The 23872-nt window shown below is 69.2% G+C and carries 21 protein-coding genes; 12 read left to right on the top strand and 9 right to left on the bottom strand.

Going from position 1 to position 23872, the window contains the following annotated elements:
- Window positions 1–7 precede the first annotated feature (7 nt).
- On the bottom strand, window positions 8–610 hold the full coding sequence (locus DW306_RS08120; RefSeq protein WP_136055111.1) for a PadR family transcriptional regulator: 603 nt from the start codon (window positions 608–610) through the stop codon (window positions 8–10).
- A gap of 188 nt (window positions 611–798) precedes the next feature.
- Between DW306_RS08120 and secA the strand changes: the two genes are divergently transcribed.
- Together secA and DW306_RS08110 are read left to right on the top strand one after the other, a co-directional pair.
- Window positions 799–3609 carry a preprotein translocase subunit SecA gene (gene secA, locus DW306_RS08115; RefSeq protein ID WP_136055110.1) on the top strand — a complete coding sequence of 937 codons (2811 nt, stop codon included), beginning with the start codon at window positions 799–801 and terminating at the stop codon, window positions 3607–3609.
- Window positions 3610–3679: 70 nt separating this feature from the next.
- Window positions 3680–4906, top strand: a complete 1227-nt coding sequence (locus DW306_RS08110) for a pyridoxal phosphate-dependent aminotransferase (protein WP_136055109.1) — start codon at window positions 3680–3682, stop codon at window positions 4904–4906.
- Here the strand turns inward: DW306_RS08110 and DW306_RS08105 are convergent.
- Window positions 4830–6068 (bottom strand): P-loop NTPase, encoded by a 1239-nt coding sequence (locus tag DW306_RS08105; protein ID WP_136055108.1) that lies wholly within the window; start codon window positions 6066–6068, stop codon window positions 4830–4832. The two genes, DW306_RS08110 and DW306_RS08105, sit on opposite strands and share 77 nt — an antisense overlap.
- The gene (locus tag DW306_RS08100) at window positions 6065–6685 is read right to left on the bottom strand and encodes an SAF domain-containing protein (RefSeq protein ID WP_136055107.1); all 621 of its coding nucleotides are present in this window, start codon (window positions 6683–6685) and stop codon (window positions 6065–6067) included. The genes DW306_RS08105 and DW306_RS08100 overlap by 4 nt, the downstream gene beginning before the upstream one ends.
- Before the next feature lie 97 nt (window positions 6686–6782).
- On the opposite strand from DW306_RS08100, the gene DW306_RS08095 reads away from it, so the two are divergent.
- Window positions 6783–7061, top strand: coding sequence for a helix-turn-helix domain-containing protein (locus DW306_RS08095; protein ID WP_136055106.1), 279 nt, complete (start codon window positions 6783–6785; stop codon window positions 7059–7061).
- Here the strand turns inward: DW306_RS08095 and DW306_RS08090 are convergent.
- Complete coding sequence (locus DW306_RS08090; RefSeq protein WP_136055105.1) at window positions 7049–7660, bottom strand: hypothetical protein; 612 nt, start codon at window positions 7658–7660, stop codon at window positions 7049–7051. The two genes, DW306_RS08095 and DW306_RS08090, sit on opposite strands and share 13 nt — an antisense overlap.
- A gap of 128 nt (window positions 7661–7788) precedes the next feature.
- Between DW306_RS08090 and DW306_RS08085 the strand changes: the two genes are divergently transcribed.
- Both DW306_RS08085 and DW306_RS08080 read left to right on the top strand, forming a co-directional pair.
- Window positions 7789–8175, top strand: a complete 387-nt coding sequence (locus tag DW306_RS08085; RefSeq protein ID WP_136055172.1) for an Rv3235 family protein — start codon at window positions 7789–7791, stop codon at window positions 8173–8175.
- A gap of 24 nt (window positions 8176–8199) precedes the next feature.
- On the top strand, window positions 8200–9684 hold the full coding sequence (locus DW306_RS08080) for a PAS domain-containing sensor histidine kinase (protein WP_136055104.1): 1485 nt from the start codon (window positions 8200–8202) through the stop codon (window positions 9682–9684).
- Between the two features lie 62 nt (window positions 9685–9746).
- Here DW306_RS08080 and DW306_RS08075 read toward each other — a convergent pair whose 3' ends face one another.
- Complete coding sequence (locus tag DW306_RS08075) at window positions 9747–9995, bottom strand: WhiB family transcriptional regulator (RefSeq protein WP_136055103.1); 249 nt, start codon at window positions 9993–9995, stop codon at window positions 9747–9749.
- Window positions 9996–10230: 235 nt separating this feature from the next.
- Here DW306_RS08075 and DW306_RS08070 point away from each other — a divergent pair, with 235 nt between their 5' ends.
- Window positions 10231–10617 (top strand): hypothetical protein, encoded by a 387-nt coding sequence (locus DW306_RS08070; RefSeq protein WP_136055102.1) that lies wholly within the window; start codon window positions 10231–10233, stop codon window positions 10615–10617.
- A gap of 65 nt (window positions 10618–10682) precedes the next feature.
- Here DW306_RS08070 and bcp read toward each other — a convergent pair whose 3' ends face one another.
- The 3 genes from bcp to aroA are packed head-to-tail and all read right to left on the bottom strand — an operon-like array spanning window position 10683 to window position 13556.
- Window positions 10683–11156, bottom strand: a complete 474-nt coding sequence (bcp, locus tag DW306_RS08065; protein WP_136055101.1) for a thioredoxin-dependent thiol peroxidase — start codon at window positions 11154–11156, stop codon at window positions 10683–10685.
- 9 nt (window positions 11157–11165) lie between these two features.
- A complete protein-coding gene (gene rsgA, locus DW306_RS08060) occupies window positions 11166–12236 on the bottom strand; it encodes a ribosome small subunit-dependent GTPase A (protein WP_136055100.1) in 1071 nt (356 codons plus the stop codon).
- A 3-nt stretch (window positions 12237–12239) separates the two neighbouring features.
- On the bottom strand, window positions 12240–13556 hold the full coding sequence (aroA, locus tag DW306_RS08055) for a 3-phosphoshikimate 1-carboxyvinyltransferase (RefSeq protein ID WP_136055099.1): 1317 nt from the start codon (window positions 13554–13556) through the stop codon (window positions 12240–12242).
- A 126-nt stretch (window positions 13557–13682) separates the two neighbouring features.
- Between aroA and DW306_RS08050 the strand changes: the two genes are divergently transcribed.
- The 3 genes from DW306_RS08050 to DW306_RS08040 are packed head-to-tail and all read left to right on the top strand — an operon-like array spanning window position 13683 to window position 15874.
- Window positions 13683–14288, top strand: a complete 606-nt coding sequence (locus tag DW306_RS08050) for a sigma-70 family RNA polymerase sigma factor (RefSeq protein WP_240747113.1) — start codon at window positions 13683–13685, stop codon at window positions 14286–14288.
- Window positions 14285–14530, top strand: a complete 246-nt coding sequence (locus DW306_RS08045) for a zf-HC2 domain-containing protein (protein ID WP_136055097.1) — start codon at window positions 14285–14287, stop codon at window positions 14528–14530. The genes DW306_RS08050 and DW306_RS08045 overlap by 4 nt, the downstream gene beginning before the upstream one ends.
- Before the next feature lie 39 nt (window positions 14531–14569).
- Window positions 14570–15874 (top strand): GNAT family N-acetyltransferase, encoded by a 1305-nt coding sequence (locus DW306_RS08040; RefSeq protein ID WP_136055096.1) that lies wholly within the window; start codon window positions 14570–14572, stop codon window positions 15872–15874.
- Window positions 15875–15951: 77 nt separating this feature from the next.
- Here DW306_RS08040 and DW306_RS08035 read toward each other — a convergent pair whose 3' ends face one another.
- Complete coding sequence (locus tag DW306_RS08035; protein ID WP_136055095.1) at window positions 15952–19644, bottom strand: multifunctional oxoglutarate decarboxylase/oxoglutarate dehydrogenase thiamine pyrophosphate-binding subunit/dihydrolipoyllysine-residue succinyltransferase subunit; 3693 nt, start codon at window positions 19642–19644, stop codon at window positions 15952–15954.
- A gap of 158 nt (window positions 19645–19802) precedes the next feature.
- Here DW306_RS08035 and DW306_RS08030 point away from each other — a divergent pair, with 158 nt between their 5' ends.
- The 3 genes from DW306_RS08030 to DW306_RS08020 all read left to right on the top strand — a co-directional run bounded on the left by DW306_RS08030 (window position 19803) and on the right by DW306_RS08020 (window position 23745).
- Window positions 19803–21257, top strand: coding sequence for a GuaB1 family IMP dehydrogenase-related protein (locus DW306_RS08030; protein ID WP_136055094.1), 1455 nt, complete (start codon window positions 19803–19805; stop codon window positions 21255–21257).
- A gap of 113 nt (window positions 21258–21370) precedes the next feature.
- The gene (locus DW306_RS08025; RefSeq protein ID WP_136055093.1) at window positions 21371–22687 is read left to right on the top strand and encodes a hemolysin family protein; all 1317 of its coding nucleotides are present in this window, start codon (window positions 21371–21373) and stop codon (window positions 22685–22687) included.
- Window positions 22684–23745: a hemolysin family protein gene (locus DW306_RS08020; protein WP_136055092.1), complete on the top strand. Its 1062-nt coding sequence runs from the start codon at window positions 22684–22686 to the stop codon at window positions 23743–23745. The genes DW306_RS08025 and DW306_RS08020 overlap by 4 nt, the downstream gene beginning before the upstream one ends.
- The last annotated feature ends 127 nt before the right edge of the window (window positions 23746–23872 follow it).

Genomic DNA, 23872 nt, shown 5'->3' with positions numbered 1-23872 from the left:
CAGGGCGTCACGCGACCACCGCGACCCGCGTGGTCGGGCGTCCTCGTTTGGGCCGCTCCGTGGCGAGTTCGAGAGCCATCGCGTGCTGCGGATGCTGCGCGAGACGCTGTGCGGCGAAGTCGAGCCAGCGCACCTCCGCCTCGGCTGCGAAGATCATCGACTCCAGCACCAGCGACCGCGCCAGCGCCTCAGGGCCGTCGTCGGCGCCTCCGGGACGGCGAGAGTCCTCGAGCGTCTTCAGCTTGCGAGCGGAGGCCTCGCGCTGCGTTCGGATGGCGGCGTCGGCATCGTTGCCGGGCAGCGTCGCGGCCACGGCGAGCTTGATCGCCAGCTCATCACGCGCCGCCTGGGCGCGCACGACGGGAGAGGAGAGCCACTGCGCCACCTCGGCCGATCCGGCATCGGTGATCTCCCAGTAGACGTGTCCGTGCTCGTCCGCGTCGCCGCGGCGGACCAGGCCGTCGCGCTCGAGCCGCTCAAGGGTGTTGTAGATCTGCCCCACGTTGAGCGGCCAGGTCGAGCCGGTGCGCCGCTCGAACTCGTGTCGCAGCTGATAGCCGTAGCAGGGGCCCTGATCGAGGATGGCGAGCAGGCTCTGACGAACCGACATGATGATCTCCCGATGGCGTGTTGTCGAACGCGATACCGAGTATATGGATACCGGGCAACCATCGGGGCCGCCGCGCGGAGCATGCTTGCAGGCGACGTGCAGGTCACAGCCCGGTAACATGGCAAAGTATGCCTGGCGACCGCCTTATGGTCGCCGGCGATTTACCCACTGACAGGGAGATGACATCCGTGGCCAATCCTCTTGAGAAGCTGCTGCGTGCTGGTGAGGGGCGGGTCATCCGCCGCCTGAACCAGGTGGTCAAGGCAGTGGGGGCGCTGGAAGAGGACATCTCCAAGCTCACCGACGACGAGCTGCGGAACGAGACGACCGAGCTCCGCACCCGCTTCGAGAAGGGCGAGACGCTCGATCAGCTGATGCCCGAGGCGTTCGCGGCGGTGCGTGAAGCGGCCAAGCGCACGCTCGGCATGCGGGCCTACGACGTGCAGATCATGGGCGGCGCGGCCCTGCACCTCGGCAACATCGCCGAGATGAAGACCGGTGAGGGAAAGACGCTCGTCGCGACCTTCCCGGCCTACCTCAACGCGATCGCCGGCAAGGGCGTCCACATCATCACGGTGAACGACTTCCTCGCGAGCTACCAGGCGGAGCTCATGGGCCGCGTGTTCCGCGCCCTCGGAATGACCACCGGAATCATCGTCTCGGGACAGACCCCGGCCGTGCGTCGCGAGCAGTACGCCGCGGACATCACGTACGGCACGAACAACGAGTTCGGCTTCGACTACCTGCGCGACAACATGGCCTGGCGCAAGGAAGATCTCGTGCAGCGCGAGCACTTCTTCGCGATCGTCGACGAGGTCGACTCGATCCTCATCGACGAGGCCCGCACACCGCTCATCATCTCCGGTCCCTCGTCGGGCGAGGCCAACCGCTGGTTCGCCGAGTTCGCCAAGATCGCCCGCACCCTCGTGGCCGGTGAGGACTACGAGGTCGACGAGAAGAAGCGGACCGTCGGCGTGCTCGAGCCGGGCATCGAGAAGGTCGAGGACTACCTCGGCATCGAGAACCTGTACGAGTCGGCGAACACCCCGCTGATCTCGTTCCTCAACAACTCGATCAAGGCGCTCGCCCTCTTCAAGAAGGACACCGACTACGTCGTCATGAACGACGAGGTCATGATCGTCGACGAGCACACCGGTCGCATCCTGGTCGGTCGTCGCTACAACGAGGGAATCCACCAGGCCATCGAGGCCAAGGAGGGCGTCCCGGTCAAGGCCGAGAACCAGACCCTCGCCACGGTCACCCTGCAGAACTACTTCCGTCTCTACGAGAAGCTCGCGGGCATGACCGGTACCGCCGAGACCGAGGCGGCCGAGTTCATGTCGACCTACAAGCTCGGCGTCATCCCGATCCCGACGAACCGGCCGATGATCCGCAAGGACCAGTCCGACCTCGTGTACAAGAACGAGACGGCGAAGTTCACCCAGGTCGTCGAAGACATCGCGGAACGCCACAACAGCGGCCAGCCTGTGCTCGTGGGCACGGTGAGCGTCGAGAAGAGCGAATACCTCTCGCGCCTGCTCGCCAAGAAGGGCATCAAGCACGAGGTGCTCAACGCGAAGAACCACGCACGCGAGGCCGAGATCGTCGCCCGCGCCGGTCGCCTCGGCGCGGTCACCGTCGCGACGAACATGGCGGGTCGTGGAACCGACATCATGCTCGGCGGAAACGCCGAGTTCCTCGCCGTGCAGGAGCTCAAGAGCAGAGGACTCGACCCGGTCGAGACTCCCGAGGAGTACGAGATCGCCTGGGACGAGACGTACCAGGCGATGAAGGACGTGGTCGCCGAGGAGTCCGGCAAGGTCATCGAGGCCGGCGGACTCTACGTCCTCGGCACCGAGCGCCACGAGTCCCGCCGCATCGACAACCAGCTGCGCGGTCGCTCGGGTCGTCAGGGAGACCCGGGCGAGAGCCGGTTCTACCTGAGCCTCACCGACGACCTCATGCGCCTGTTCCAGTCGGGCGCGGCCGAGGCCATCCTGTCGCGCACGAACTTCCCCGACGATGTGCCGATCGAATCGGGTCTCGTCTCGCGGGCGATCCGCAGCGCGCAGTCCCAGGTCGAGTCGCGCAACGCGGAGATGCGCAAGAACGTGCTCAAGTACGACGACGTGCTGAACCGCCAGCGCGAGGCGATCTACGCCGACCGCCGTCACATCCTGCAGGGCGACGACATCGCCGGCCGGGTGCAGCACTTCATCGAAGACGCGATCAGCGGCGTCGTGGGCGACCACACCGGGGAGGGACACAACGAGAGCTGGGACTTCGACGCTCTGTGGACCGAGCTGAAGACGCTCTACCCCGTCGGCGTCACGATCGACGAGGTCGTGTCCGAGGCCGCAGGCCGCAAGGGCGGCATCACGGCGGAGGGGCTCACGCGCGAACTGCTCTCCGACGCGAAGATCGCGTACGAGACCCGAGAGCAGACCCTCGGCGAGGCGGCGACGCGCGAGCTCGAGCGCCGGGTCGTGCTGCAGGTGCTGGACCGTCGTTGGCGCGACCACCTCTACGAGATGGACTACCTCAAAGACGGCATCGGCCTCCGTGCGATGGCGCAGCGCGACCCGCTCATCGAGTACCAGCGCGAGGGTTACGCGATGTTCCAGTCGATGATGGGGCAGATCAAGGAGGAGTCGGTCGGCTACCTCTACAACCTCGAGGTCGAGGTGCGCCGCGCGGACGCGCAGACGGCGGAGGTCGAGGCCAAGGGGCTGGCGACCGACGGCGGCGAGCAGCGGCTGGAGTACTCCGCCGCGAACGACGCCGGCGAGGTCGAGGTGCGCAACGATCGCGGTCAGGTGCAGCAGGCGGCGACCGAGCGTCTTCGCCAGGCTGCCGCCGCCCGGACCCAGGCTCCGCAGGAGGAGCCCGAGGAGGCCCCGCGGGGTGCCTTCGGTCAGCGGACGGATGGCGCGGCAGCTGCGCCGGCCGCCGGGAACCGTGAGCAGCGCCGTGCGCAGGAGAAGAAGAAGAAGAAGTAGCCGCGCAGCGGTGGAAGAGAGGGCCAATCGGTGTCGATTGGCCCTCTCTTCGTCGCTGTAGGCTTGGTCGATGACCCCCATGCGCAACTTCGACCAGTCGTCGAAGCTCAAGAACGTCCTGTACGAGATCCGCGGAAACGCCCTCGTCGAGGCGGCGCGGCTGGAGGCCGAGGGCCATAAGATCCTCAAGCTGAACACCGGGAATCCGGCGATCTTCGGCTTCGACGCCCCTCATCAGATCGTGCACGACATGCTCGCGGCCCTTCCGACGGCGCACGGGTACAGCGACAGCAAGGGCATCATCTCCGCCCGCCGTGCGGTCGTGAGCCGCTACGAGCAGATCGAGGGCTTCCCGCGCTTCGATCCCGACGACGTCTACCTCGGCAACGGCGTCTCCGAGCTGATCACGATGACGATGCAGGCGCTGCTCGACGAGGGGGACGAGGTTCTCATCCCCGCGCCGGACTATCCGCTGTGGACCGCGATGACGAGCCTCGCCGGCGGCACCCCCGTGCACTACCTCTGCGATGAGGATGACGGGTGGCAGCCCGATCTCGAGGACATCCGCTCGAAGATCACGCCGCGCACCAAGGCGATGGTGATCATCAACCCGAACAACCCCACGGGTGTCGTCTACTCGCGCGAGATCCTCGAGGGGCTCGTGCAGATCGCGCGGGAGCATCAGCTGCTCCTGCTCTCGGATGAGATCTACGACCGCATCCTCTTCGACGGGGCGGTGCACATCCCGACCGCGACGCTCGCACCCGACCTGCTCTGCCTCACCTTCAACGGCCTGTCCAAGACCTATCGCGTCGCCGGCTACCGCTCGGGGTGGATGGTCATCACCGGACCCCAGGACCATGCGAAGGGGTTCCTCGAGGGGATCACCCTGCTCGCCTCCACGAGGCTCTGCCCGAACGTCCCTGCGCAGCACGCGGTGCAGGCCGCGCTCTCCGGGGTGCAGTCGATCGATGCGCTGATCTCGTCGACGGGTCGACTGCATGAGCAGCGCGACATCGCGTGGGAGGGACTCGAGGCGATCCCCGGCGTGTCCTGTGTCAAGCCGCAGGGGGCGCTCTACGCGTTCCCCCGACTCGACCCGAACGTGCACGAGATCCGCGACGACTCGAAACTCGTGTACGACCTGTTGGTCTCGGAGCACATCCTCCTCGTGCAGGGCACCGGCTTCAACTGGCCGACGCCCGACCATCTGCGCCTGGTCACACTTCCCGAGCCGCGAGTGCTGAGCGAAGCCGTCGAACGACTGGGGAACTTCCTCGCGAGCTATCGCCAGTAGCCACGTCGACGCCGTCGGGGGAGAGCGACGCGGCGAGTCGGCGCACGGCGGCGACGAGCGACGAGCGCGGCGCGACGTCGGCGATGGGCCGCGCGTGGAGCAGCGCGGCGTCGGCAGCGCGCTGATCGAACGGGACGAAAGCGACGTCGGTGATGCCGGCGAAGCGCTCGAGCGTGCGGCGCACCTGGCCGCGCGCGTCGAGCCCCAGAGAGCCGGGCCGCACCTGGTTCACGACGACGAGCACCGGGCTGGGAGTGGCGAGCCGTCGCAGCTCCGCGTGGTCGCGCAGGAACCTGCTGATACCGACGGGGTCGGCGGACGCGACCGCGATGACGGCATCGGCCTCCTGCAGCGTCGCCGACGTCGCCGCGTGCCGTCGTGGTCCTGCCAGGTCGCTCGTCACCTCCTCATCGGCGTCGAAGGCGGCACCGACATCGACCACGGTGTCGTCGATCCACTCGCGACAGGCACGGAGGGTCTCGCGCATGCGCATCGAGGACAGCTCCGGCCACCGGCTGGGCCGGTTGAGGCCCGGGAGGACCTCGAGGTCTCCCGCGCTGGTGGAGATCGTCGTGGCCAGTCGCGTGAGCTCCGCCGCATCGAGGCCCCCGAGTTCGGCGCGTCGGCAGGCGGCGGCGAGACCGGGGGAGTCGTCGCCGAGTCCGAGCAGCAGCGCGAGCGAAGGAGCGACCGAATCCGCGTCCACGAGAGCGGTGCCCCGGCCGGCTCGAGAAAGCTCGACGGCGAGCTGGATCGCGATGGTGGATCGACCCGGTGCTCCCTGCGGACCCCAGACCGCGATGACGCGATGCCGTTCGGTCGAACGCGCGACGGGGATCGGGGATTCGGCCGTCAGGGCAGCGACGACCTCCCATCCGGCGGCGTCGGCGGGGAGGGCCGCCGCGAGCCCGAGCCGACCGAGCAGGCGGGTCTCCGCGCCGCCGAGCGTGACGATGCGCACGCCGGCGCGGTCGCATGCCGCGATCAGGGCCGAGGTGAGCACGGAGCGCGCCGCAGGGACCACGATCGCCTCGATCCCCGGCACGAGTTCGATCGGAGCGTCCGGACGGACGACGGCCACGACTCGCACGTCTTCCGCCTCGAGCTCGGCCGCGAGCTCACCGGCGCGAGGTGCGGGGAGCGCCACGATCACAGAGGTCACGAGCCTGACCGCACGGGTACGACGGAGAGAGACGAGCCTCCCGTGACGGCGGCGAGGACGTCGGCGACGTCGGCGCGGTCGATCACGAGCTCGATCCCGGTGCCCTCGTCGGCCAGCATCCCGTCGGCTTCGACCACCGAGCGCACGGTCACCTCGGCGACGAGGATGCGCGGCACGTCGTATGAGCGCCCGTCGTCGAGCGGCGGTGCGTGCCAGACCTCGACCACGGTGCCCGTCGTGACGTCTTCGGGGATGCCGGTGCTGCTCTCGACCACGATCGTGGTGCTGCGATTCTCGGTCGCGGCGGCGATCGCCGAAGCCGGCACGATCTCGCCCTTCTCGAGCGTGCGCGCGGCGACCTGACCCGGTTCGAGCTGCTGCGGACCCAGATAGTCGTCGGCGAGTGCGCCCAGTCCGACCTCGACGACCTGGAAGTCACCCGAGGAGAGAGCCTCGCCCTCGGTGATCGTGCGGTTCGCCTGCAGAACCGGCACGGCGTCGTCGGAGGCGGAGACGATGAGCCAGACGCCGGTGATGGACGCGATCACGAGAGCGATGCCGACGAGGAAGCGGACATCGCCCCAGAACGCGCGCCGGGAGCGGGAGAGGACAGCCATGGCGACATCGTCACAGAAATCACGCCCCGGCCCGTCGAGTTATCCACAGGGCGCGATCGTCCCTTGCCCGCGGGCGCACCTGGGGGAGAATGGGGCCATGGCCGAATCGCCCGCGTCCGCTCCGCGTTTCCTCGCTCCGGCGCAGGTCGCCGAGCTGCTGAGCATCGGCGTCGACGAGGTGATCTCTCTCGTGCACGACGGGCGACTCCGCGGATCGCAGCTCGGCTCACCCGCGCGGTGGCGCGTCGAGGAATCGAGCCTGCAGGGCTATCTCGCCGAGCAGTCGGAGACCGCGCGGCGCATGGCGCTCTGGCGGCAGTCCCAGACCGCGAGCTTTCCCGAGGTCTGGGGAACCTCGTCGGCTCACGGCGCCTGAGCACCGGGCGTCCGCACCGCGATCAGCCACGGGAACGGGATGATCCGGAATCCCTGCACCGCGGAAGCGCGTCGGGCGTCCCCGGCATCGTGCACCGCCAGGTCGAGATGATCCGCCGCGGCGCGGTCGATGGTGCCGTGGATGTCCTCCCCTGTGAGCGTGCTCACGTGCACGGCGACGCGACGCCGCGCGAGGTCGCGCAGCACGAAGCCGAGCGTCATCCGCTCGCGGAGCGCATGCGCTGAGGGCTGGGTGTCGTCGAGGCTCGCGAGGACCATGCCGTGATCGAGCGTGATGCCGGCGATGGCGTGCTCGGGAATCAGCAGGGTCGACGGGGCGCCGTGGGCTCCGGCGGCGACCCTCGACACGGCGGCGATCCAATCGGCTCCGAGGGCCTGCAGGGTCACCGGGAGGCGTCGGCCGTTCGCGAGGTCGATCGTGGCCACGGCGCCGGCCGTGCACAGCACGCGGAGACGCGAGCGCAGCTCCAGGCGCGCGATCCGCAGACGCTCGGACTCGGCGTCGAGCGCGGCGCGCTCGGCCTCCCACTCCGAGGCGAGCTGGCCTTCGAGGTCTTCGAACAGGCGATCCCAGTGCATCCGACAGAGCGTAGGGGAGGCCCGGATGCCACGTACGAGTTATCCACATTCCTGTTGCACAGGCCCCTGCGGGGTCTCCTCCGCGTGCTGAACTGACTCGCCGTTCTCCACGATCGAGGGTTCCCATGATGACGCTTCACGAGTACTTCGCACCGCAACCGACCCCGACCGTCGAGCTCCCCGACCCGCTGCCGCTGCTGCGAAGTCTGACCCAGGGAGCGCTCGAGGTGCTCGCCGGAGTCAGAGAGGTCGATCAGCTGGCCCGATGGTTCAGTGAGGATGCGTTCCGCAGCCTGGTGACCAGGGCGAACCTGTCGGCGAGGGCGCGGAGCGCGAGGGGCGTGCCGCCTGCCCGTCCGACGTTCGAGATCCTGTCGATCCGCGTCTGCGAACCGGTCGACGGAGTCATCGAGGCGGTCGTCGTCGTGGCAGGTCCCGGGCGCACGCGTGCCGTCGCCGTGCGTCTGGAAGGCCTCGACCGCCGTTGGCGCGCGAGCTCCCTGGCGATCCTCTGACCGATGTCGGCCTAGGCTGGTGAGGTGTCAACCCTCAGTGATCTCGCCCACGCCCAGGGTCGCCTGACCGACAGCGACGTCGAGTGGCTCCATCGACTCGCCGGCGACGGCCAGCTGCTCGCCGACCTCGCCTCGGCGGACATCGTGATCTGGATCCAGACCGAGGACGGGTCCTTCATCGCGGTGGCGCACGCGAGGCCCAGCGGTGCGGCCACGCTCTTCTACCGCGACATCGTCGGAGAGCGCGTGCGGCCGCAGTGGCGCACCCAGGTGCAGGGGGCATTCGAGTCGGCGAAGATCGTGGACTCGTCCTCGCCCGACTGGTTCGAGGAGACGCCGACCCGGGTGCGGGCCGTGCCGATCGTCCGGGATCGCGGGAACGCCGACAACGGCCCGACGGTCATCGGCGTCGTGACCCGGCACACGAACCTCGGCGAGGCGAGGACGCCGTCCCGCCAGCAGATCACCTTCGACGAGTGCGCGAACGACCTCTTCCGGATGATCGCCGACGGCAGTTTCCCGGATCTCGCGGCTCCGACGTCACCGCGCCGTGGTGCTCCTCGCGCATCGGACGGGCTCATCCGCATCGATGTCGACGGCATCACGACCTTCGCCAGCCCGAACGCCCTCTCGGCGTTCAACCGCATGGGGTTCGACGACGAGCTGGAGGGGGAGTCCCTGGCAGAGGTGACCACGCGGCTCGTTCCGCCGTCGCGGCAGGTCGACGAGTCCCTCCCCGTCGTCGTCACCGGACGCGCTCCGTGGCGCACCGACATCGAGGCGCGCGGCGTGACCGTGTCGCTGCGCGCGATCCCGCTCAAGGATCACGGCACCCGGATCGGTGCGATCGTGCTGTGCCGCGATGTCTCGGAGCTGCGGCACCAGGAGCAGGAGCTCATCACCAAGGACGCGACCATCCGCGAGATCCACCACCGGGTGAAGAACAACCTGCAGACCGTCGCGTCGCTGCTGCGCATCCAGGCGCGTCGTACCCACTCCGACGAGGCGCGCGACGCCCTCACCCAGGCGATGCGCCGGGTCGACTCCATCGCCGTCGTGCATGACACCCTCGCGCAGGGGCTGACGCAGAAGGTCGACTTCGACGAGGTGTTCCACCGCGTGCTGAAGCTCGTCGCCGAAGTCGCGTCCGCGCCGAACACGCGGGCACGCACGCAGTCGACCGGTCGATTCGGCGTGCTGCCCAGCGAGTATGCGACCCCGCTCGCGCTCGCCCTGACGGAGGTCGTCACCAACGCCGTCGAGCACGGGCTGGCCGGCCGCGAGGGCCTGGTGACGATCGACGCGAAGCGCACCGAGGACAACCTCCGCGTGACCGTGCACGACACGGGCCTCGGGCTGCCGGAGGGGCGGATCGGTCAGGGACTCGGCACGCAGATCATCCGCACCCTCATCCAGGGCGAGCTCGGCGGCACGATCGAATGGCGCGGCGCCGACGGCGAGGGCACCGAAGTGGTCATCGACATCCCGCTGCGCTGGCTCGAGCCCTGAGGGCGGGCCGCACGCAGACGAAAGCGGCCTGAGACCGGGGTCTCAGGCCGCTTTCGAGAAGTTCAGGAGGCGCGGCGGGCGCGTGCGGCGCGGCGCTTCAGGGCACGGCGCTCGTCCTCGGAGAGGCCACCCCAGACGCCCGAGTCCTGGCTGCTCTCGAGTGCGTACTGCAGGCAGATCTCGGTCACCGTGCAGGTGGCGCAGACGGCCTTCGCCTTCTCGATCTGGTCGACGGCCGGACCGGTGTTCCCGACGGGGAAGAACAGCTCGGGATCGACAGTCAAACAGGCGGCTTTGTCGCGCCAGTCCATGGGGGCTCCTCGGTGTGGATTTCCAGAGAGGTCGTGACGCGACCGCTCTGATTTCGGGCGACTGTTCGGGTTCAGTTACCCTGGTGATATGCGGACGGATGCCCGCGAATTGTGATGCGAGCGAAACGCCCGCCCCACGCCGCTGTGGGAGCACATGACGCTGTCCATTCTGTTACATGAAACCTGCGAAATCAAGGGTTTTCCGCCTTCTCACTCGATTCTCAGGAGACACATCGTGCGCGCACCCGGACTGGCTCTCGCGGCGGCGGCCGTGCTCGCTGCAGAGGGCGCGGCGCTGCTGGTTTTCGCCGTCATCGAGCTCGCGGGCCTGGGTGCCGGCGACGCCGCGTCGCTTCCGACGGCACTGGCCCTGATCGTGCTCACGCTCATCGGCGCGGCCGCCCTGATCGCCTTCGCGATCGGCACCCGCACGGGTCGGTCGTCGGCGCGATCCGGGGGAGTGGTCTTCCAGGTGCTGGCGGTCGCCCTGGCGCTCGCCTCGCTCACGCTGCAGCCGATCTCGTGGCTCTTCACGTTCGCCGTGGGTCTGCCCGGGCTGCTCGGATTCGCCCTGCTCATCGCCAGCGCGCGCCGCGAAGGCGAACAGCGCGCAGCCGAGTGACCGCCTGCTGAGACGGTCACTCGTCAGGCGTCAGGCGTCAGGCGTCAGGCGTCAGGCTTCAGGCGTCAGGCGTCGATGCCGAGCAGCTTGCGGATTCGTGCGACGTGGCCGGTGGCCTTGACGTTGTACAGCGCGAGCTCGACGGTGCCCTTCTCGTCGAGCACGAACGTCGAGCGGAGGACGCCCTCGACGACCTTGCCGTAGTTCATCTTCTCGCCCCACGCCCCGTACGCCGCGTGGACCGCATGGTCGGGGTCGCTGAGCAGGGTGAAGGTGAGTCCATCGCGCTCGCGGAACGCGGCGAGCTTCGAGGGCTCGTCGCGGGAGATCCCGATGACACGGTAGCCGGCGCCCTGGAGCGAGCCGAGGCTGTCGCGGAAGTCGCACGCCTGCGTTGTGCACCCCGGCGTCATCGCCGCCGGGTAGAAGTACAGGACGACCTTCTCGCCGCGCAGGTCGGCGAGGGAGAGGCGTGAGCCGTCCTGGTCGAGGAGGCTGAAGTCGGGGGCTGCGGATCCGGGTTCGAGGCGCTGAGTCACCCGTCCAGCCTATCGGCCGGGGCTCTGCTCGGCCTTGTCGGAGAAGGTCTGCAGCAGTCGCTGGAGCGAATCGAGGCGCGCCCGTCCGGTCTCGCTGAGCTCGCCCCGCTCGGCAGCTTCGATGAGCGCGCAGTCCGGGGCATCGGCGAGGTGCGTGCACCCCCGAGGGCAGTTCTCGGCGATCTCCGCCAGCTCGGTGAACGCCGCCAGGATGTTCGCCGGGTCCACGTGGCCGAGGCCGAATGAGCGCACGCCGGGGGTGTCGATGACCCACCCGGTCCCGAGCTCCCCGTGATAGCGCAGCGAGACGGTCGACGAAGAGGTGTGGCGGCCGCGGCCGGTGACCTGGTTGACGTGCCCGGTCGCGCGCTCGGCCGTCGGCACGAGCGCGTTCACGAGGGTCGACTTCCCGACGCCGGAGTGTCCGACGAACACGGTGGAGTGGCCGACCAGCGCCGCGCCGATCTCCTCCACCGGCATCTCATCGAGTGCGCTGGTGAACACGCGCAGGTCGAGGCCGTCGAAGTGCGCGAGGAACTCGGCCGGATCGGCGATGTCGGTCTTCGTCACGACGAGCAGCGGACGGATGCCGGCATCCAGCGCCGCCACGAGGTAGCGATCGACGAGCCGGGCGCGCGGTTCGGGGTCGGCGGCCGCCACGACGATGAGCATCTGGTCGGCGTTCGCGACGATGACCCGCTCGACCTGGTCGGTGTCGTCGGCGCTGCGCCTCAGCAGCGAGGTGCGGTCGGCGATGCCGATGATGCGGCTGAGCGTGCCCTCGTCTCCCGAGGTGTCGCCGACCACGCGTGCCTGGTCGCCGGTGACGATCGGCATCCGGCGGAGTTCCCGTGCGCGGACCGAGCTGATGACGTGCTCGTCTTCGGTGTCCTCGTCGAGGAGCACGGTGTAGCGGCCTCGGTCGACGCCGAGCACGCGACCGGTCTGCGCATCGTCGTGCGCGGGCCGGCGCTTCGTGCGCGGCCGGTTCGCCTTCGGGTTCGGACGGGTGCGGATGCTGCTCTCGTCATAGTCCTCGAAGTCGTCATCGAGGTCGTCGTCGTCATCGAGCCAGCTCATAAGTCAGCCCCGGAGCATCCGCTCCCAGAGCATCGTGAACTCCGGGAGGGTCTTCGCGGTGGTGCCGATGTCGTCGACCTCGACACCGGGGACGCGCAGGCCGATGAGCGCTCCGGTCGTGGCCATCCGGTGGTCATGGTGGGCGGCCCAGCCGCCACCGTGCAGCGCGGCGGGGATGATGCGCAGACCGTCGGTCAGCTCCTCGGCCTCACCGCCGAGGGCCCGGAGATTGCCGATCAGCGCGGCGATGCGGTCGGTCTCGTGCAGCCGGATGTGGCCGATGCCGCGGATCGTCGTCGGCGAGTCGGCGAAGGCGGCGAGACCCACGAGCGTGGGGGTGAGCTCGCTCGCCGCGGACAGGTCCATGTCGAGCCCGCGGATGCCGGAACCGGCACGCACGGTGAGCGTGCCGCCGTGTCGGCCGACATGGGCGCCCATCGCCTGCAGGATCTCGGGCAGCAACGCGCCCGGCTGCGTCGAGTGCGCCGGCCAGCCCGTGATCGACACCGAGCCGCCGGTGACCAGAGCGGCGGCGAGGAACGGAGCGGCGTTCGAGAGGTCGGGCTCGATCGCGATCTCCTTGGCGCGGGGGACGCCCGCCTCGACCAGCCACTCGCCGACGGCGGGACGCTCGATGCGGATGCCGCGGCGGCTGAGCGCTTCGATCGTCATGTCGATGTGGGGCAGGCTCGGGAGGTGCTCGCCGATGTGGACGAGGTGCAGCCCGACATCGAAGCGGGGAGCGGCGAGCAGGAGCCCGGAGACGAACTGGCTCGACGCGGAGGCGTCGATCTCGACGCGGCCGCCGCGGATGCGTCCGTGGCCGCGGATGGTGAACGGGAGCGCCCAGGTGCCCTCGTCGTCGATGTCGACGCCGAGGTCGCGGAGCGCGCTGATCAGTCCGCCCATCGGGCGATGCAGCGCGGTCTCATGGGCCGTGAGGTTCACGTCGTGCGCGGCGAGACCGGCGAGCGGGGCGATGAAGCGCATCACGGTGCCGGCCTGACCGCAGTCCACGGTCTTGCCGCCCTCGAGCTTCGCGGGCGTCACCACGAGGTCGGGGCCGAACTCGTGCCCGGCATCCACCTCTTCGATGCCGACGCCGAGGGCGCGCAGCGCGTCGACCATGCGCGCCGAGTCGTCGGAGTGCAGCGGCGCGATCAGGCGGCCGGGTCCGTCGGCGATCGCCGCGATGATGAGCTCGCGATTCGTGAGCGATTTGGAGCCCGGGACGGTGAGCTCGGCGTGGATCGGCGCATCCACGGAGGGCGCGGCATAGGCGCCCTGGACTCGGGCCGGGGAATACCTGTTCGCGCTCATCGGTTCTCACTTTAGTGAACAGGATGCCCACGGCGTGAAGGCGCGGGTGTCCATCGAGGAGGAGAGTGCATGCTGGGCACCCTGGAACGCGGGACGCTGGACCTCAGCGGCCTAGACTGGCCGGTGATGGATGACACCGCAACCGCAGAGACCGTCGGCGACCCTCGGCGCGAGTTCGAGGAGCAGGCGATCCCTTTCATGGATCAGCTCTACGCCGCCGCGATGCGTATGACGCGCAACCCGGCGGACGCCGCCGACCTCGTGCAGGAGACCTTCGTGAAAGCGTACGGTTCCTGGTCGACGTTCACGCAGGGCACGAACCTCAAGGCCTGGCTCTACCGCATTCTCACGAACACCTACATCAACATCTACCGCAAGCGGCAGCGCGAGCCCTACCAGGGCACGATCGACGAGCTCGAGGACTGGCAGCTCGGCGGCGCCGAGTCGACCACCGCGACGCACGGCCGCTCGGCCGAGGCGGAGGCGATCGACCGGATGCCGGCCTCGGTCGTCAAGGACGCTCTCCAGGCGGTTCCCGAGGACTTCCGGCTCGCGGTGTACTTCGCCGACGTCGAGGGCTTCGCGTACCAGGAGATCGCCGACATCATGAAGACCCCCATCGGCACCGTGATGAGCCGCCTGCACCGTGGCAGGCGGATGCTGCGGGAGCTGCTGGCAGATTACGCCGCGGAGCGGGGCATCGCCGCGGCTGACACGAGGAGCACGAAATGAGCGACTGCGGCTGCGACAAGGCCCGTCAGGATCTGGAGGAGTACCTCCGCAACGAGGTGTGCAAGACGGAGCACACCGAGATCCGCGAGCATCTGGAGAACTGCGCGTCCTGTCGGGACGAGGCGCTCGTCGCGACGACTCTCACCGAGGTGGTCGCCCGTGCCTGCAAGGAGACCGCTCCCGAGGAGCTGCGCGACCAGGTGTTCGCCCGGCTCCGCGAGGTCCAGGCCGCTCAGCACTAGCACCGAGGCTCTGTCGGAGGGCGTCGGTAGTGTGGAACGATGACCACCCTCGACGCACGTGACGTACCCGCCGACCCCGGATCCACGGAACGGCTGCGCTCAGCCGGCCTGGAGTACCGGGTCGTCGATCTGACGGACGACGACACCTCCGTCGCGTTCCAGCGCGCCGCCGATCGCGGCTTCCTGGGCGCGGAGCCGAATGCCGACTCTCTCTCGTCGGCGCGCACGACCTTCCGGTCCCGCCGCAACATCGGCGTCTACGAAGAGGGTGCCGACGCCGGCGCGTTCCCGGTGGCGACCACCAACGCCTGGGTCACCCCGCTCACGCTGCCGGGCGGCGGCGAGATCGGGATGTGGGCGATCAGCATGGTGACCGTCGCAGCGACCCACCGACGACGCGGCATCGCACGAGCCCTGCTCGAGGGCGAGCTGCGCGCTGCGGCATCCGCCGGCGTGCCCATCGCCGGCCTCACGGCATCCGAGGCGACGATCTACGGTCGCTACGGCTTCGGCTCCGCGATCCCCGTCGCGCGCTACGCCGTCGACGCCCGTCGCGCCGGATGGAACGGCCCCACCGCTCCGGGACGCGTCGAGTACATCGACCGTGAGACGCTCTCGACCGACATCGGGCGCGTGCACGACCGCACACGCCGCGAGGTGCCGGGGCGCATCGAGGGCTGGCAGGGGCGCTGGGACGGACTCTCGGGCGCCTCCGCGTCGGTCACAGAGCGCGACAAGGTGCGCGGCGTGCGCTACCTCGACGAGTCCGGCGAGGTGCGCGGCGTCGTCGCCTACACGGTGAACGAGAAGGGCGATTCGTTCCGCTTCGCACTCGACGTGCGGCTGCTCGTCGCCGAGACTCCCGACGCTCTCTCGGCGCTGTGGGGATTCCTGCTGCAGCACGACCTGGTCGACGAGATCACCGCAGACCTGCGGCCCGTCGACGACGCGCTGCCCTGGCTGGTCGCCGATCAGCGGGCCGTACAGCAGGTCGTGCACGACCACGGCTGGTTGCGGATCCTCGATGTTCCCGCCGCGCTGTCCGGGCGCACGTATTCCGCGCCTCTCGACGTCGTGCTCCGCATCGAAGATCCTCTCGGGTTCACGGCGGGGGACTGGCGGGTGCGCGCGGATGCCGATGGCACGGCGACGGTCGGAGACGCCGCGGGCCTCCCTGTCGACGCCACGATCGGCGTCTCGGCCCTGTCATCCCTGTTCGTCGGCGGCGTGCGTGCGGGCTCGCTTCACGGTGCCGGCCTCATCGATGCCGACGATGCCACCGTCCGCACACTCGACCGCGCGTTCTCGTCGTATCCCGCACCGTCGCTCGACATCTGGTACTGAGCACGGCATCGACTCCGCTGCGCATACGCGAAGGAGCCCCGACCTGTCGGTCGGGGCTCCTTCGCGTCTGCGGCGGATCAGCCCAGCGTCAGCGCCTCGCGCAGCAGCTTCGCCTGCTCGGCAGCGTGCACCTTCGAGGATCCTGTCGCCGGAGACGCCGAAGCGGCGCGAGCCACGGGGCGGAAGGATCGATCGCCCGGAACGTCGGCGAACGCGAGGGCGAGGAACGGCCAGGCGCCCTGGTTCTCCGGCTCCTCCTGCACCCACACCAGTTCGGCGTTCGGGTACGAGTCGGTGATGGCCTTGAGCTCGGCGATCGGCGTCGGGTAGAGCTGCTCGAGCCGGACGAGAGCGATCTCGGGGTTCGGGTTCTTCTCGAGCTCGGCCCGGAGGTCCCAGTGCACCTTGCCCGAGTGCACGAGCACGCGCGTGACGGCGTTGCGGTCGAGACCGCGGTGGTCGTCGATCACGGGCTCGAAGCGGCCCTGCGTGAAGTCCTCGACAGGGCTGGTCGCCCCGCGCAGTCGCAGCATCGCCTTCGGGGTGAAGACGATCAGCGGCTTGCGCGGGCGGGCATAGGCCTGTCGGCGCAGCAGATGGAAGTACGACGCCGGGGTCGACGGGCGGGACACGATCATGTTGTCCTGCGCGCACAGCTGAAGGAAGCGCTCGATGCGCGCCGACGAGTGGTCCGGTCCCTGGCCCTCATAGCCGTGGGGGAGCAGAAGCGTGACGCTGGACTGCTGTCCCCACTTCTGCTCTGCGGCGGAGATGTACTCGTCGATGACCGACTGGGCGCCGTTGACGAAGTCGCCGAACTGCGCCTCCCACAGCACGAGGGCCTCAGGCGCCTCGACCGAGTAGCCGTACTCGAACCCGAGGGCCGCGTACTCGCTGAGGAGGGAGTCGTAGATGAAGAAGCGGCCCTGCGCGTCGGAGAGGTTCGACAGCGGCAGCCACTCCTGGCCGTTCGCCCGGTCATGCAGCGTCGCATGGCGCTGCACGAACGTGCCGCGCCGGGCATCCTGACCGGCGAAGCGCACCGGAGTGCCCTCGACGAGCAGCGAGCCGAACGCGAGCAGTTCGCCGAAGCCCCAGTCGATGCCGCCGTTGCGGCTCATGTCGAGACGCTTGTCGAGCAGCTGCTGGATCTTCGGGTGCACCGTGAAGCCCTCGGGCTTGTTCACGAACGCGTCGCCGATGAGCTGGATGACCTCGCCGGGAACGCCGGTGATGTCCGGGGCTCCGACCTGCTCCTCGACCGGGAGCAGATCGTCGGGAGCGATCGGGGTGGCGCCGGTCTCGGCGGCATGCGTCTCGGCGAAGGCGATCTCGAGGCGGTTCTGGAAGTCTGCCTTCGCGTCGTCGTACTCCTGCTCGGTGATGTCACCGCGACCGACGAGCGATTCGGTGTAGAGCTTGCGCACCGAGCGCTTCGCCTGGATCAGGTCGGTCATCAGCGGCTGCGTCATCGAAGGGTCGTCGCCCTCGTTGTGGCCGCGTCGGCGGTAGCAGACGAGGTCGATGACGACATCGCGGTGGAAGCGTTCGCGGTACTCGAACGCGAGCTGCGCGACGTGGATGACGCCCTCGGGGTCGTCGCCGTTCACGTGGAACACCGGCGCCTGGATGGTCTTGGCGACGTCGGTGGCGTAGACCGAGGTGCGTCCGTCGTTCGTCGAGGTGGTGAAGCCGACCTGGTTGTTGACGACGACGTGGATCGTTCCGCCCGTGCGGTAGCCGCGCAGCTGCGACATCTGCAGGGTCTCGACCACGACGCCCTGCCCGGCGAAGGCCGCGTCGCCGTGCACGAGGATCGGCAGCCAGGCGAAGGTGCCGATGGGCTTGCGGTCCTGCTTGGCGCGGACGATGCCCTCGAGCACTCCGTCGACCGTCTCGAGGTGCGAGGGGTTCGCGGCGAGGTACACGGGGAGTTCGGAGCCGTCGTCGGCGACGAACGTGCCCTCGGTGCCGAGGTGGTACTTCACGTCGCCGGACCCGCGCTGGTTGCCCGGCGTCTGGGTGCCCTCGAACTCGCGGAACACCTGGCCGTAGGTCTTGCCGGCGATGTTCGTCAGCACGTTCAGGCGGCCACGGTGGGCCATGCCGATCGCGGCGCCCTCGAGTCCGGCGGTCGCCGCACCCTGCAGGATCTCGTCGAGCAGCGGGATGAGCGATTCGCCGCCCTCGAGCGAGAAGCGCTTCTGACCGACGAACTTGGTCTGGAGGAAGGTCTCGAAGGCCTCGGCCTCGTTGAGCTTGCGCAGGACGCGCAGCTGCTCGTCGTGGCCGGGCTTCTGGTACTTGACCTCGACCTTCTCCTGGAACCAGCGACGCTGCTCCGGGTCCTGGATGTGCATGTACTCGATGCCGAGCGTGCGGCAGTACGAGTCGCGGAGCACGCCGAGGATGTCGCGCAGCTTCGCCACGCGTCGCCCGCCGAAGCCGCCGGTGACGAACTCCCGGTCCAGGTCCCAGAAGGTGAGTCCGTGGCTCTCGATCTCGAGGTCGGGGTGCGAGCGCTGCACGTACTCGAGCGGGTCGATGTCGGCCATGAGGTGGCCGCGCACGCGGAACGAGTTGATGAGCTCCTGCACGCGGGACTGCTTGTCGACGCGCTCGGCGAGGTCGACCGCGATGTCGGGGTTCCAGCGGATCGGCGCGTAGGGGATGCGGAGCGCTGCGAAGAGGTCGTCGTAGAAGCCGCGCTGCCCGATGAGCAGCTCGTGCACCTTCTTGAGGAACTCGCCCGAGCCGGCACCCTGGATGACGCGGTGGTCGTAGGTGCTGGTCAGCGTGATGGTCTTGCCGATGGCGAGCTCGTTGAGCGTCTTGTCGCTCGCGCCCTGGAACTCCGCCGGGTACTCGAGGGCGCCGGCGCCGATGATGCAGCCCTGGCCCTTCATCAGACGCGGCACCGAGTGCACGGTGCCGATGCCGCCCGGGTTGGTCAGAGAGACCGTGGTGCCCTGGAAGTCGGCAGCGGTGAGCTTGTTGTTGCGGGCGCGGGTGACGAGGTCCTCGTACGCGACCAGGTACTCGCTGAAGCTCATCGTGTCGGCGCGCTTGATGCTGGGCACCATGAGCGCACGCGTGCCGTCGGGCTTGGGAAGGTCGATCGCGATGCCGAGGTTCACGTGGGCCGGGGCGACGACGGACGGCTTGCCGTCGATCTCGGCGTAGAACACGTTCTGGCTGCGGAACTCGTCGAGCGTGCGGATCAGCGCCCAGCCGATGAGGTGGGTGAAGCTGACCTTGCCGCCGCGGGTGCGGGCCATGTGGTTGTTGATGACGATGCGGTTGTCGATCAGCAGCTTCGCCGGGATCGTGCGCACGCTGGTCGCGGTCGGGACGGTCAGGGACTCGTCCATGTTCGCCGCGAGGGTCTTCGGCAGACCGCGGAGGGGAGTGATCTTGTCTTCTTCGGCCGCGGCCTCGGCTTCCTTCGCCGTCGGCTTGGGGGCCTGGGCCGGGATGGGTGCCGCGGTGGCCGGCTTGGCGGTCGTGCGAGCGACGGGCTGCGAACCGATCACCGGGATCGGCGCCGTGACCGGATGCGCGGGCTGTGCGGCGGGATCGGGGGATGCCGTCGGTGCTGCTGCCGGTGCGGCGGTTCCGGAGGTATCTGCGTGATACTTCTCGAGGACCGGCCACCATTCCTTGTCGACGGAGTCGCGGTTCTCCTTGAACTGCTCGTAGAGCTCTTCGACGAGCCAGGAATTGGCTCCGAACCCCCCGTCGCCCCCGACGCCGGTCACCTGGTTCGACACGCTGTATCGCCCTCTTTCATCGCTGAAGCACTCTGTGCAGCCGACGGCGCAGGATGCGCCCGGGTCCGCACACTCTCGACATCAAGCCTAACGTGTTTCGTCCCGGCAATCGTCGAAGCGGTGTGCCCTGCGCGCGGCGATCTGGGTACCGTGGAGACATGGACTTCTCAGGAGCGCAGCCGACAGTCGATCTGACCTACTCGGACGTGTTCCTCGTCCCGCGCAGATCCGCGGTCACCAGTCGGCTCCAGGTCGACCTCGCGCCGCAGGACGGCACGCCGGCCACGCTTCCGCTCGTCGCATCGAACATGAACTCCGTGACGGGCCCGCGCCTCGCGGCGGTGCTCGCCCGGCGCGGCGGTCTCGGCGTGCTCCCGCAGGATCTGCCGCTGCAGGACCTGGATGCCGCGATCCGCGACGTCAAGGCCCAGCCGGTGCTCTGGGACACCCCGATCGTCCTCCCGCCCGAGGCATCCGTGGCCGATGCTCTCCGACTCCTGCCGCCGACGGCGGGGCACGGGATCGTGGTCGCCCGCGGCGGCGCGCCGATCGAGGTGGGGGATGTGCTCGGCATCCTTCCGGCGACGAGGCTGGCGACGGCCCTCCCCGACGCGCAGCTGGGCGACCTCGTGCACAGCGGGGTGCCGTCGATCGACGCCGACGACATCGGATCGGAGCGGCACGCGTTCGATGTCATCACCGACGCGGGCGTCGAGATGGTCACGGTCATCCATCACGGACATCTGGTCGGCACCCTGAGTGCGCGCACCGCGCTGCGCTCGACGCTGTACCGTCCGGCGCTCGACGCCGACGGCCGCCTGGTGGTCGCCGCCGCCGTCGGCATCAACGGCGACGTCGCCGCCAAGGCGAAGGCGCTCGCCGGTGCCGGCGTCGACGTGCTCGTCGTCGACACCGCCCACGGGCACCAGGAGGGGATGCTCCGCGCCCTTCGTGCCGTCGCCGACCTCGACCTCGGCCTGCCGATCGTCGCGGGCAACATCGTCACGGCCGACGGGGTGCGCGATCTCGTCGAGGCGGGAGCGTCGATCCTCAAGGTCGGCGTGGGGCCGGGCGCGATGTGCACGACCCGCATGATGACCGCGGTCGGCCGGCCGCAGTTCTCCGCCGTCCTCGAGACGGCACAGGCGGCGCGAGAGCTCGGAGCGCACGTCTGGGCCGACGGCGGCGTGCGGTACCCCCGCGACGTGGCCCTCGCGCTCGCCGCGGGTGCGGCATCCGTCATGGTCGGCTCCTGGTTCGCCGGCACGATCGAGGCGCCGGGAGAACTGCAGCGCGATGCCGAGGGCCGCATCTTCAAGGAATCCTGGGGCATGGCGTCGACCAAGGCGGTCCAGGCGCGGTTCGGGCGCCTCGACGCGTACGAGCGCGCACGCAAGGAGCTCTTCGCCGAGGGCATCTCGTCGTCCAAGATCTACCTCGATCCGCTGCGTCCGGGCCTGGAAGACCTGCTCGACATGATCACGTCGGGCGTCCGCTCGTCCTTCACGTACGCGGGCGCGTCGTCCGTGCCGGAGTTCCACGATCGGGCTCTCGTCGGGCTGCAGTCCGCGGCCGGGTATGAAGAGGGCAAAGCGCTGCCGGTCAGCTGGTAGCCGCGAGTCGCACTCACGGACAGGTTCTGTAGAATCGTCCGCATAATGGACGACCCTCCCAGTTGCAGAACATCGCCCCACTGTCCGCCTCTCTCACCGGAGAGGAACCGCTGATGGACTTCATCATGTTGGGCGTGGGGCTCCTGCTCACGGTCGGCACCGGCCTCTTCGTGGCGAGCGAGTTCGCGCTGGTCAATCTCGACCGCGCCGACCTCGAGGCCCGTCAGGCGAAAGGCGAATCCCGCCTCTCTCTGACGATCAGCGCCCTCCGGCACACGTCGACCCATCTGTCGTCCGCGCAGCTCGGCATCACGCTGACGACGCTGCTCACCGGTTACACGATGGAGCCGGCGCTGTCGAACCTGCTGCGGCCGACGTTCGTGGCCTGGAACATCCCCGAAGCAGCCGTCGCGCCGATCGCCACGGTCATCGCGATGCTGGTGGCCACGGTCGTGTCGATGATCCTCGGTGAACTCGTCCCGAAGAACTTCGCCCTCGCGCTGCCGCGACAGACCGCCAAGCTCGTCATCCCCTTCCAGGTCGCGTTCACCACGGTCTTCAAGCCGGCGATCATCGTGCTCAACGGCAGCGCGAACGGCGTGCTCCGCAGCATGGGCATCGAGCCGAAGGAAGAGCTCTCCGGCGCGCGAAGCGCCGAGGAGCTCTCGTCGCTGGTCCGTCGATCCGCGAGCGCCGGGCTGCTCGAAGCCGACACAGCGAGTCTGCTGGACCGCACGCTGACGTTCTCGCGACTCAGCGCCGCCGACGTGATGACGGCCCGTCCGAGCATGCATGCGCTCGCCGCCGGGGACTCCGCCGACGACGTGATCCAGCTCGCGCGCCGCACCGGTCACAGCAGGTTCCCGGTGTACGACGACGACCTCGACGACATCTCGGGCGTCGTGCACCTCAAGGCCGCGATCTCGGTGCCGCGCGAGCGGCGCTCCGAGGTTCCCGTCGGCGCTCTCGCGACCGATGCGCTCCGTGTTCCGGAGACCGTGCACGTCGACGGTCTCATCTCCGAGCTCCGCGCCCGCGGCTACCAGCTCGCCATCGTCGTCGACGAGTACGGCGGCACGGCAGGTCTCGTGACTCTGGAAGACCTCGTGGAGGAGCTCGTCGGTGAGGTGTCCGACGAGCACGACCGCACGAGGGCCGGCATCGTCCGGGGGCGCGACGGCATCATGTTCCCGGGTGAGCTGCGGCCGGACGAGCTGCGCAGCCGCGCCGGAGTCGTCGTTCCCGAAGGGGACGTCTACGACACGGTCGGCGGGTACGTGATGAGCGTGCTCGAGCGGGTGCCGTCGGTCGGCGACGAGGTCTCGGTGGACAGCGGCAAGCTACAGGTGGTCCGGATGGACGGGCGCCGCGTCGACCGGGTGCGCTACGTCCCGAGACCGCACGAACCAGGAGAGGAGGACACCCGATGAACGATTGGGGAGGACTCGCCTGGCTGGTCGTGCTGCTCGTCGCGAACGCGTTCTTCGTCGGCGCCGAGTTCGCGGTGATCTCCGCCCGGCGCTCGCAGATCGAACCGCGTGCCGAAGAAGGATCCCGCGCCGCCAAGACCGCGCTGTACGCGATGGAGCACGCGACGCTGATGCTCGCGACCTCGCAGCTCGGCATCACGATCTGCTCGCTGCTGATCCTGAACGTCTCGGAGCCTGCGATCCACCATCTGCTCGCCGTGCCCATGCACGCGGTCGGCTGGTCGGACGGCGTGGTCGACGTGGTGTCGTTCACGATCGCCCTGCTGATCGTCTCGTTCCTGCACGTCGTGTTCGGTGAGATGGTGCCGAAGAACCTCGCGTTCTCGGTTCCGGACCGGGCCGTGCTGCTCCTCGCGACTCCGCTCGTGTGGGTGTCGAAGATCTTCATGCCGGTGATCTGGCTCTTGAACGCGTCCGCGAACGCGGTGCTGCGCCTGTTCCGGGTGGAGCCGAAGAACGAGGCGGCGTCGACCTTCACGCTCGAGGAGGTCGCGACCATCGTCGACCAGTCACGGCGTGAGGGAGTGCTGTCCGACACCGCCGGAACCGTCGCGGCCGCCGTCGAATTCACCGACAAGAAGGCGCGCGACGTCGCCGTTCCGCTCAGCGATCTCATCACGCTGCCGCAGTCGACGACGCCCGACGACATCGAGAAGGCGGTCGCGCGATACGGCTTCTCGCGGTATGTGATCGTCGACGCGGATGGCGTCCCGATCGGCTATGTCCATCTCAAGGACATCCTGCGGGCGTCGGACGGCCCGGACGCCGCCGAGAAGCTGGTGGAGCCCCTTCCGTCGAAGCGGATCCATCACATGGTGCCCGTGCAGGAGGACACCGACCTCGAGGACGCGCTCGCGCTCATGCGCCGGGCCGGTCGCCACCTGGCCAAGGTGCGTGACGCCGAGGGGAACACCACCGCGGTGCTCTTCCTCGAGGACATCCTGGAGGAGCTGGTCGGCGAGGTGCAGGACGCCACGCGTCGCATCCGCGGTCGCTGACCTCCGGCTCGCAGGACGAAGGCCGCCGCCCCGAGCGGGACGGCGGCCTTCGTCGCGTCGGTCGGATCAGCGCCAGCGGGCGCGGTCGTACTGCGGAGGCCACGCGACGTCGGCGCCCAGCTCGTGC

The organism is Microbacterium sp. K24, assembly GCF_004794465.1.
GTDB lineage: Bacteria > Actinomycetota > Actinomycetes > Actinomycetales > Microbacteriaceae > Microbacterium.
Note: the sequence above shows the minus strand (reverse complement) of the source record. Positions and strands in the feature narration are given on the sequence as shown.